Here is a 10,286-nt window from a genome sequence, read left to right on the forward strand (position 1 = left end):
TCGTTACGTATTGCTGTGGCGCAGTTTGACCTCATAGTTGCGTCTGCTGGTTGTGTCTATCCGTTCCATTTCAGTTGTAAAAATTTTCTGTTCTCTTCTATCGGCGAAATCCAGGGGATCTTCCTATCATTTCATCTGGGTCCGATAACCCAGCATCTCGCACAAAGCGCCGATTCACCTCCAGAGTTCGGTGTCAGGTCCAATCAACCAAACGCCTTCAGGTGCACCTTCAAAGATAGTGGTAACGTTCTTTCGCTGTTTTTCAGCGCTCTCAGCCAGCTTGCGCTCCTGCAATATCCCGCACCACGGCGATGAGCTGTAGGCTGTCGGTAACCTGCTGAGGTGGTTGTACTGGTCAGCCTTGTGGCATTTCGCGTTATATTCGTATGTGGCCAGCCCTCCCTGGGTGTGTTTACCTGGCCAGATTTCATCAACTGGTTGGCGACTGCGATGGAAGCACATCCGCATGCATTTTGCTGAGGAAGGTCTCAGGCGGTACGTATAGGGCAGATGTTTGTTGGGCGCAGTAGTCTCGTATGGTGCCGTCCCTGTCCATCAGGAAGAACAGGTCCGGCAGGGCCTGGAATACGGAATTCAATACCAGTTCGCCCTTACGCACCTTGGCTTCGGCCCGTTTGAGTTCGGTCAAGTCTACATCGATACTATACATCTCCGGTTCATTATTTTTGTTCCGGAACATAACGTGGCTTGAAAAAACCTCTACCTGCGAACCATCAGCCCTGCGCAGGGTCAATTCCGAAGAGGGGATTTCTTTCTCCTCTTCCACCCAAGTGTCGATGGCCGAAATTACCTGTTCACGCATTTCGTCTGGAATAATGAGGTCTTCCAGTTGCTGGCCGATGGCTTCATCTTCCGCATAACCATAGAGGGATTCGCTGGCTGGATTCCAGTAGATTATGCGGCGGTTTTTGTCGCAACCCTGCACGGCTATTGCATCTGTATGTTCGAACAGGCGGCTCAATCGTTCCTTGCTTTCCTGCATTTGCGACTCATCGAGCTTGCGTTTTGTAATGTCCTGGATGACCCCACTTAACCCTAATACCTTTCCGCTTTCGTCCTCTATCTGCCTGGCCAGGCAGTTGATCCAGCGAATTTCGCCATCAGGGCGGACAATACGATATTCTATGTCGTGTGGCCGACCATCCTCTACCGCGCATTGCAGGGATGAGAGTACGGGATCCCGGTCTTCAGGATGGAGAAGGCTGGAGAGAAATTCCGGGCCAACTCCATCGGTGGCATCAATGCCAAAGATGCGAAAGATCTCATCCGACCAGACAGCCTTCATTGTGCCGGCGTCGAGCGTCCAGTTTCCTATGTGGGCAAATGCCTGAGCTTCTTTCAGCAGTTTCTGCTCACGGCCAAGTTGTTCCCTGCTCTCCAGCAGCAAATCGTAATGAGCGTTGCGCCGTCGCTCGAAGAGGAGAAACAGAGTCCCCCCTGCCAGCCCAACCAGTATTACCACCACTCCAAGGATGTAAACCAGACGCTCAAACTGCCTGACTTGAGCAGCCATATTCTGCTGAACGGCTGTTTCGGCCTCATCTGCACTGGTGATGACTTTGGCGAATACCTCGTCGAAGCGCTGATCCTCTCTCGATCCGGCGAGACTGCTTTGGGCCTTTTCAAGGCGATTTAGTCCGACACTTTCAAAACGATCCATGTGATCCAGTGTCTTGAGGATCATGGCGCGGGGGATGGGATCATCAAGCGCCTGAAATTGCCCTTCCCGGTTTTCTCCCCCCTCCAGCATTGCGTTGGCGTACCAGCGTGCCCGGTTGAGATGCTGCCAAACCTGCTCCCGGTCCACCGTTGGATCCTGCTGCACCAGTTCCTCGAACCAGAGGTGGTAGAGGCTCAGTTCATACTTGACCTCCATGGCGGCATCGATCAGAGGTGCGCTCTGCTTGGCGATTCTGAGCGCAATTCCTGAAGATGAGATGAGGATGGCCAGGGCGGCAACCACGGCCAGGGTTACGATGACTATCACGCGTAGCGGTGAGCTGCCTGTTGTCGTCATTTCTGTATGGCTCCTGCTATGCCATGGTTCGTATTACGAATGAACGGATCAATCATCGAGTGCCTCCCGCACCCGCCGGGCTAATTCCGCCTTGCTATAGGGTTTGCTCAACAGGGAAGCGGAGAAGCGTACCTGACCGTTTTGCGCCACTGCTTTTTTAGTGAAACCTGATGCAAGCAACACCTTGAGTTTCGGATTTTTGGCGGTCGCCTGCTGGGCCAGTTCATAACCGCTCATGCCGGGCATCACCACGTCGCTGAAAAGCAGATCTATCTGCCTGGCTTCGTGCAGTATCTGCAGAGCTTGCTGGCCACTTCCCGCAGCGACTGTTTGGTAACCGAGTGATTCCAGATGATGGCTGGCTATCTCTATCAGATCCGCCTCATCATCCACCACCAGGATGCTCTCGGTTCCCTTGGGTAATATTACTTCGTTGTCGGTCGAGTGAGCGGATTTCTGAGGCTGGTCTCCTGAGCGGGCGAGGTAGAGATGAATGGTGGTGCCGATGCCGGGCTCGGAGTAGGCCTTGATATAGCCCTTGGAGCGCTGCACGAAACCATACACCATGCTCAAGCCCAGGCCGGTGCCTCTGCCCTCGGGTTTAGTGGTGAAGAAGGGCTCGAAGATGTGCTCCAGCGCCTTGGCGGGGATGCCGCTGCCGTTGTCGCTTACCGCCAGTTGGACATAGTCGCCCTTGTCGACGATGGGGTTTTGCTCTTCATAGATGGCATCGAGCATCCGGTTGGCGGTCTCGATGGTCAGGCTCCCTCCGTTGGGCATGGCGTCCCGGGCATTGAGGACCAGGTTCAGCAGGGCGTCCTGTAAGTCGCCCTGGTCGATCTCGGTCAGCCAGAGTCCCTCCGCCAGCTGTAGCTCTACCTCTACCTCCGGGGTGACCGAACGGGCGATCAGGCTCTCCATTCCCCGGATGACCAGGTTCAGATCTGTGGCGCTGATGTTTTTTGACTCGCGCCTTGAGAAACCGAGCAGTTGTTTGGTCAGGTCTGCCGCACGCAGGGCTGCCTTGGTGGTGGTCTGCACCCGTTCACTGGCCTTTTTGTTATCCGCTACCAACTGCTGTAGAAAGTCGAGATTGCCGAGCATGATGCCCAGCAGGTTGTTGAAGTCGTGGGCGATGCCGCCGGTGAGCTGGCCCACCGCCTCCATCTTTTGCGCCCGCCGCAGGCTCTCTTCGCTCTTCAACCGTTCGGTGATATCGAGGAAGGTCGCCACTGCCCCCACGACTTCACCGTCTCGCCGGATCGGATAGGCGGAGATCTCCACCGGAAAACTGCTGCCATCCCGGCGCCAGAAGATGTCTTTGGCTGTGAGGGTTGCCTGACCGCCACGCCAGGCACTGGCGACGAGACACTCATCCAGTGAGCGGGCTGTGCCAATCCGCCTTGGAAATGATGCAATGGCGGGGTGTACTTTGCTGACCAATTCGCCGGCATGCTGATAACCCAGCATCCGGAAGGCAGGCCGATGACAATAGTGCAGCGCCTTTCAGCATCCAGGCTTTCATAGATCGCCCGCTGGCGGTGTGGAATGAGCAGATCCTGCACTTGCTGCTCACTCTCCGGCGCGACGACTGGCTGTCTGGCGCTGTTGCGCCATGTCGTTGAAGGCTGAGGCGAGGTCACACACTCATCGTGTCCCGGAACCGGCACCCAAGTATCGTAATCACCCTTGGCCAGATCGCCCGCCACCGACTGGATCACTGGCGTCAGCCGGCGGGTGACCCATCTGCGCAGCGCAACCAGGCGCCGAAGGCAAAGGCGACGGCAAAGGGCGAACAGGTGTCCCCACATTTGTGAAATGTGTTGAGCCAGTACTTCGTCCTCGATGAAATGGGCGGTAGTTTGATACCATCAGGCCGCGTAGATCACCCAGCTGGTATTCATACGATGGCGTATGTTTCGCGGGATGGTCAGTGGCGCCTCTCGTCACGTTTACCATGGCACTTCAGACAGTAATTCTCGATCCAGATGGGACTCGAAAAGTGGAAATAGGATTGGCATCCGGTTGGCGGTCTCGATGGTCAGGCTCCCTCCGTTGGGCATGGCGTCCCGGGCATTGAGGACCAGGTTCAGCAGGGCGTCCTGCAAGTCGCCCTGGTCGATCTCGGTCAGCCAGAGTCCCTCCGCCAGCTGCAGCTCTACCTCTACCTCCGGGGTGACCGAACGGGCGATCAGGCTCTCCATTCCCCGGATGACCAGGTTCAGATCTGTGGCGCTGATATTTTTAGACTCGCGCCTTGAGAAACCGAGCAGTTGTTTGGTCAGGTCTGCCGCACGCAGGGCTGCCTTGGTGGTGGTCTGTACCCGATCACTGGCCTTTTTGTTATCCGCTACCAAGCGCTGCAGAAAGTCGAGATTGCCGAGTATGATGCCCAGCAGGTTGTTGAAGTCGTGGGCGATGCCGCCGGTGAGCTGGCCCACCGCCTCCATCTTTTGCGCCCGCCGCAGACTCTCTTCGCTCTTCAACCGTTCGGTGATATCGAGGAAAGTCGCCACTGCCCCCACGACTTCACCGTCTCGCCGAATCGGATAGGCGGAGATCTCCACCGGAAAACTGCTGCCGTCCCGGCGCCAGAAGATGTCTTTGGTTGTGAGGGTCGCCTGACCGTCACGCCAGGCACTGGCGACGAGACACTCATCCAGTGAGCGGGCTGTGCCGTCCGCCTTGGAATGATGCATCATGGGGTGCATCTCTTTGCCGACCAATTCGCCGGCATGCTGATAACCCAGCATCCGAAGGCAGGCCGGATTGACAATAGTGCAGCGCCCTTCAGCATCCAGGCCATAGATCGCCTCGGCGGTGGAATCGAGCAGATCCCGCACTTGCTGCTCACTCTCCCGGCGCGACGACTCGGCTGTCTGGCGCTGTTCCGCCATGTCGTTGAAGGCTGAGGCGAGGTCACACAACTCATCGTGTCCCCGAACCGGCACCCGGGCATCGTAATCACCCCTGGCCAGATCGCCCGCCACCGACTGGATCAGCGTCAGCCGGCGGGTGACCCATCTGCGCAGCAACCAGGCGCCGAAGGCAAAGGCGACGGCAAAGGCGAACAGGTGTCCCCACATTTCAGAAATGCGTTGAGCCAGTACCTCGTCCTCGATGAAATGGGCGGGTAGCTTGATACTCATCAGGCCGCGCAGATCACCCAGCTGGTATTCATACGATGCGGCGTATGTTTCGCGGATGGTCAGTGGCGCCTCGTCACGTTTACCATGGCACTTCAGACAGTACTCCTCGATCCAGATGGGACTCGAAAAGTGGAAATAGGATTGGCCCTGTGAGTTCTTGAAGGGCACCAGACGCTCTTTCTCCTTGGGGTTGGCGCGAAACCAGGTCATCGCCTCCAGTTCGATCTCGTCCGCCTGATTGTCCGGATTACGGGGGCGGTCGGAGACGTTGTTGAAGCTCAGTCCGCTGTCGCTCCAGTTCCGAAAGTCATTGGAGATCCGGTTCATGGCGTGGGCAGGCAGAAAACCGAGGGTTTTTTTGTTCAACGGGAGGCCGCTGTCGATGAACTGGTGATGGTAGACCCGACGGGTGGCCATCAGGACCCCGCGGATCTCCAGCGCATCCTGGCGCAGGTTTGCCAGCATCTGCTCATGAGTCTGCCGGTAGCCGATGATCTCCACCAGGGTAAAGGTGGCCATCAGCACCGAACCGAAAGCGAGCAGTAGTTTTGAATGAAGCTTCATTGCTTACAATATGTTGTCCTTAGTCATCTGAAAATAATAGAAGCACAGCTGGCTTTGGGCAACAGTCATCAGAATGTGGTGATGTCGTATTTTACTGATATTTCACAACCTTCTTCCTGCTGGAGGGGATTTGGTGTTGCTGCTGTATCAGATGGGGGGGGTCGATCAGCAGGCCGCAGATGATGTCTCCACCGCGTTGCAAAAGGTGAAAACCGTCTTTCTTGGCGGATATCAGCAATTCAGAGAGCGGATATTTGCCCAGCGGAAGACGGGCGAGTATCCGGTTACCCCTCAAGAGTGGCTAAAGGCCTCAACCCAGGCCATAGATATCGTGCTTGATCTGAACCGGGCCGTCAGTCGTTTGGCGGCCTCTGGGCTGGGATTTGCGAATAGCCATTCAGAAGCCCAGCTTTGGCTGACCTCGGCTCTTTTATTGCTGGGGTTGCTGCTTGCCATGTCTGAGATAGCCGGTGTACTTTCAAAAACCCGCCGGATTGAACGCTTTGAAACAACCTTCGTAAATGGCATCGAGGCTAAAGATCTGACCTTGCGGCTACCCGCAGACACGGTGGATGAGCTGGGTCATTCGGCTGAGGCGTACAATCAGCTTTCGGCGCAGATCGAAATACTTGTCACCCAATCGATGAGCGCGGCTGTCTCAGTTGCAAATGCCGCCACAAAGATGGGGGACGTGGCCAAACAGACCCAAAACGGCATTCAAATTCAGCAGCTCGAAACAGGAGAGGTTACGGACAATATTGATCAGATGGTGGTCAGTATCAGGGAGGTGGCGGCGAATTCCAATCAGGCTTCCGAGTTGGCCAATCAAGCCAGGCAACAGGCGACGGAAGGTATGGGCGTAACCCAGGACAGCATCTCGGCCATCAATGCGCTGGCCCAGGATATTCAGCAGGCTGAAAGGGTGATGCACCAGCTGGAAACCCATAATCAGGAGATCGGCGGTATCGTGGCGGTGATTCGCAGTATCGCCGAGCAGACCAACCTGTTGGCCCTGAATGCAGCGATTGAAGCCGCCAGGGCAGGTGACTCCAGGCGGGGCTTCGCCGTTGTTGCGGATGAGGTGCGGAATCTTGCCCAGCGCACGCAGGAGTCCACCGAGGAGATCGAAAGTATTATTGACCGGCTCAAAGGCTCAAAGGCTCAACGGATGAGGCGGTAGTGGTTATGAAACGGAGCAGCGAACAGGCCGCACGAAGAACTTCATCAAGTGATAATCGAGATCGTCAAGCTCAAAGGCCAGGGCAGAACAGAGGAGGCAGAGTCTCTTTTCCAGCAGCTCGATGCCCTCTCCAGTGAGGTTGTCTCTCTTATCGAACAAGTGGAACGGCATTTGGGTATTGAGGTGGCACCGCCCAAGAGCAGCCGTGAGGATGCTTTCACGAAAGCCGTGGATGATGTGTTGTTCTAACTCGGATTCCGGCGTTCAAACCAACCTGAAAAGATGACGGGCAGCGTTTGATTATCTGGTAGGGTGCGCCATGCGCACCAGAAAAAGCAGCAATCATGGTGCGCGGGTTGCACCCTACGTTCGTCACATTCAGAGAAGCTGCACCCCATGCGGACCAGGCACTAGGCCACGGCGTGGAAGTTTGAGGCTGGTTCATATACTATGAAAGGTTCCCTGTGCGGCTCAGCCCGCTTTGTTACCCGGAGTGAAAGAAAAGATGGCTCGCGTTACCGTTGAAGATTGTCTCGATTACGTGGATAACCGGTTTGATCTGGTTCTGCTGGCGACCAAACGTGCCCGGCAACTGGTTAATGGCGTGGAGCCGCTGATACCTTGGGAAAATGACAAACCGACGGTGGTGGCGCTGCGGGAGATTGCCGACGGTCTGATCACCCACCAGGACGTGGATGCCGCAAATTTGGCGAAACAGGATGTCGTGGTTGATGACGGGGCTGTGTTCGATGTCTCTCCAATGGTACAGCCTGGCGCATAACACTCCCTGGTTTACACTGCAGGGCAAATCCCGTTGGATTTGATCTTGCATATAGGTGGGAAATCGGCACAGAATCCATCATAGGTATGATGGAGTGCTGAATGAGCAACCTGCTTAATCAAACTGGCTACCGGCTGGACGCTGATCAGGAAAAACCCCGTTTTCTGATCAGTGATCTCTGCGCCTATCTGGAAAGCTATCTCGACTCCGATCAGGTGCGTGAGGTCTATCGCGCCTATCTGTTCGGTGCCGAAGTCCACTCCGGCCAACACCGCAAAACCGGTGAACCCTACATCTATCACCCGGTCGCCGTCGCACGCATACTCGCTGAGATGCGTATGGACCACAATTGCCTGATGGCGGCGATTCTGCATGATGTCATTGAGGATACCCCCACCGCCAAAGAGCAGTTAGCCGATACCTTCGGTGCGGAGATCGCCGAATTGGTGGACGGTGTCAGCAAGCTTTCCAAGATCGATTTTCAATCCCAGGCCGAAGCGCAGGCCGCCAGTCTGCGTAAGATGTTGCTGGCGATGACCAAGGATATCCGGGTCATCATGATCAAACTCGCGGACCGTTTGCACAATATGCGTACCCTGGGGGTGATGCGTCCGGAGAAGGCACGCCGTATCGCGCGCGAAACTCTGGATATCTATGCGCCAATCGCCAACCGTTTAGGCATCAACAGCGTCCGTCTTGAGCTCGAGGATTTGGGGTTTGCCGCGCACTGGCCGATGCGCTACAGGGCGCTCAGGCAGGCGGTGAATGAATCGCGCGGACAGCATAAAGAGTTGGTTGCGAATGTAGAGACCTCGCTGCTCAACCGTCTTGAACAGGAAGGGATGGATGGGCATGTCTACGGGCGGCAAAAACATCTCTACAGCATCTACCGCAAGATGCAGGAGAAAAACATCACCTTCTCCGATGTGGTGGATGTCTTCGCTTTCCGCATCATCGTCGACCGGCTCGACACCTGCTATCGTGTCCTTGGTGCCATACACAACCTCTATAAACCGATGCCGGGCCGCTTCAAGGATTATATTGCCATCCCCAAAGCCAATGGCTACCAGTCGTTGCACACGGTGTTGTTCGGGCCGCAGGGCATTCCCATAGAGATACAGATTCGTACCGAAGAGATGGACCGGCTTTCAGAGTCGGGCATTGCAGCCCACTGGATGTATAAGTCCGGGGACTCCGGCAGCATTACGATGAGTACCCGTGCCTCTGACTGGCTGCAGAATCTGCTTGAGATGCAGCAGGGTGTTGGTGACTCGGTGGAGTTTCTTGAGCACGTCAAGGTTGATCTTTTTCCGGACGAAGTCTACGTTTTTACCCCTCGTGGCCGCATTATGGTATTGCCGAAAAGCGCTACGGTGGTCGACTTTGCCTATTCCGTTCATACGGATGTGGGTAATACCTGCGTAGCGGCACGGGTTGACCGGCGCCTGGTTCCATTGCGCACTCAGCTGCGCAATGGCCAGACTGTCGAGATCATCAATGCCGAGAATGCCACCCCGAGTCCCGCCTGGCTCAACTATGTGGTGACAGGCAAAGCGAGGGCCAATATTCGGGCATTTCTGAAGAATCTTCAGGGCCAGGTTGCGGTTGATCTGGGTCGGCGACTGCTTGAAAGAGAGCTTAAACGGTTCCAGACCAGCCTGGATGCACTGGGCGAAGAGAAAATACAGCAGGTACTGGAAGAGTATCGCCTGGAGAGTCAGGATGATCTGTTGGCGGAGATCGCTCTGGGTAACCGCATGCCGTTGCTGATAGCAAGACGTCTGGCAGGAGAGGATTTGGCAACGTCGGTGGAGACGGCGGATACTCCAGGCGCAGAGTCGGCCGGGGGGCTCTCAATCAAGGGCACCGAAGGCATGGTGGTCAGCTTTGCCAATTGTTGTCGGCCGATCCCTGGCGATCCTGTGATGGGGGTGTTCAATCCGGGCAAGGGTATTGTTATCCACAGGCATGGGTGTCGAAACCTGGGTGAATTCAACAAACAGGGCCACAACTGGATCGAGGCACAGTGGGCGTCGGATATTGAGGCGGAGTTTGCCACGGAGATCCGGGTTGAGGCGGGCAATCGCCGGGGTGTGCTGGGTTCGGTGGCCGCGACGATTTCGGAACAGGGATCCAATATCGAAAATGTGACTTCCCAGGAGCGGGATGGCCTCTTCTCCACGCTGGTATTCGTCATTACCGTGAGAGACCGGGTGCATCTGGCCAGAATCATGCGCAGTCTGCGGGTTATTCCCTCTGTATTGAAGATATCGAGACAGAGTATTTAGGTAACTATCCAACACAATACAACGTAGATGCCATGAGGGGGTATTTGAGCTAAGCCTCTATTAGGGAGTATAGAAAGAGGACTTAGTGATGAAACATGCTCAAACACCCCTGATGGAAAGTATGGCAGCTGCCCCGGCAGTTTTGTACCTGGCATTCGAATTAGGTGTTAAGACTTGGCACCTGAGATTCGGAAACGGAGTTCGCCATAGAAACAGAACCCTTAACGCACGAGACCTCTTCAGTCTATGGCAGGAAATTGATACGTAACTGAACCAGTACAATTTT

8 protein-coding genes and 1 pseudogene are annotated in these 10,286 nt (G+C 55.6%); 5 read left to right on the top strand and 4 right to left on the bottom strand.

What is annotated here, in order from left to right:
- On the top strand, nt 1–315 hold a 315-nt coding region (locus G9Q73_RS19525), incomplete at its 5' end, for a hypothetical protein (protein ID WP_246345085.1).
- A 115-nt stretch (nt 316–430) separates the two neighbouring features.
- On the opposite strand, the gene G9Q73_RS06880 is transcribed toward G9Q73_RS19525, so the two are convergent.
- The 4 genes and pseudogenes from G9Q73_RS06880 to G9Q73_RS06890 all read right to left on the bottom strand — a co-directional run.
- Entirely contained in the window at nt 431–2,038 is a 1,608-nt protein-coding gene (locus G9Q73_RS06880; RefSeq protein ID WP_246345087.1) for a PAS domain-containing protein, read from the bottom strand.
- Between the two features lie 48 nt (nt 2,039–2,086).
- A complete protein-coding gene (locus G9Q73_RS06885; RefSeq protein ID WP_246345089.1) occupies nt 2,087–3,508 on the bottom strand; it encodes an ATP-binding protein in 1,422 nt (473 codons plus the stop codon).
- Nucleotides 3,509–3,968: 460 nt separating this feature from the next.
- Nucleotides 3,969–4,028: a hypothetical protein gene (locus tag G9Q73_RS20400; RefSeq protein WP_369408945.1), complete on the bottom strand. Its 60-nt coding sequence runs from the start codon at nt 4,026–4,028 to the stop codon at nt 3,969–3,971.
- Nucleotides 4,029–4,296: 268 nt separating this feature from the next.
- Nucleotides 4,297–5,751, bottom strand: a pseudogene (locus tag G9Q73_RS06890) (c-type heme family protein); the annotation flags it as partial.
- A 133-nt stretch (nt 5,752–5,884) separates the two neighbouring features.
- Between G9Q73_RS06890 and G9Q73_RS06895 the strand changes: the two are divergent.
- The 4 genes from G9Q73_RS06895 (at nt 5,885) to spoT (ending at nt 10,000) form a co-directional block, all read left to right on the top strand.
- The gene (locus tag G9Q73_RS06895) at nt 5,885–6,931 is read left to right on the top strand and encodes a methyl-accepting chemotaxis protein (RefSeq protein ID WP_177419133.1); all 1,047 of its coding nucleotides are present in this window, start codon (nt 5,885–5,887) and stop codon (nt 6,929–6,931) included.
- A gap of 48 nt (nt 6,932–6,979) precedes the next feature.
- On the top strand, nt 6,980–7,180 hold the full coding sequence (locus tag G9Q73_RS06900; RefSeq protein ID WP_177419134.1) for a hypothetical protein: 201 nt from the start codon (nt 6,980–6,982) through the stop codon (nt 7,178–7,180).
- A gap of 256 nt (nt 7,181–7,436) precedes the next feature.
- Nucleotides 7,437–7,712 (top strand): DNA-directed RNA polymerase subunit omega, encoded by a 276-nt coding sequence (rpoZ, locus tag G9Q73_RS06905; RefSeq protein WP_177419135.1) that lies wholly within the window; start codon nt 7,437–7,439, stop codon nt 7,710–7,712.
- 101 nt (nt 7,713–7,813) lie between these two features.
- The gene (gene spoT, locus G9Q73_RS06910; protein WP_177419136.1) at nt 7,814–10,000 is read left to right on the top strand and encodes a bifunctional GTP diphosphokinase/guanosine-3',5'-bis pyrophosphate 3'-pyrophosphohydrolase; all 2,187 of its coding nucleotides are present in this window, start codon (nt 7,814–7,816) and stop codon (nt 9,998–10,000) included.
- Nucleotides 10,001–10,286 lie beyond the last annotated feature (286 nt).

The sequence above is a fragment of the endosymbiont of Lamellibrachia barhami genome, assembly GCF_011947365.2.
Lineage (GTDB): Bacteria > Pseudomonadota > Gammaproteobacteria > Chromatiales > Chromatiaceae > QGON01.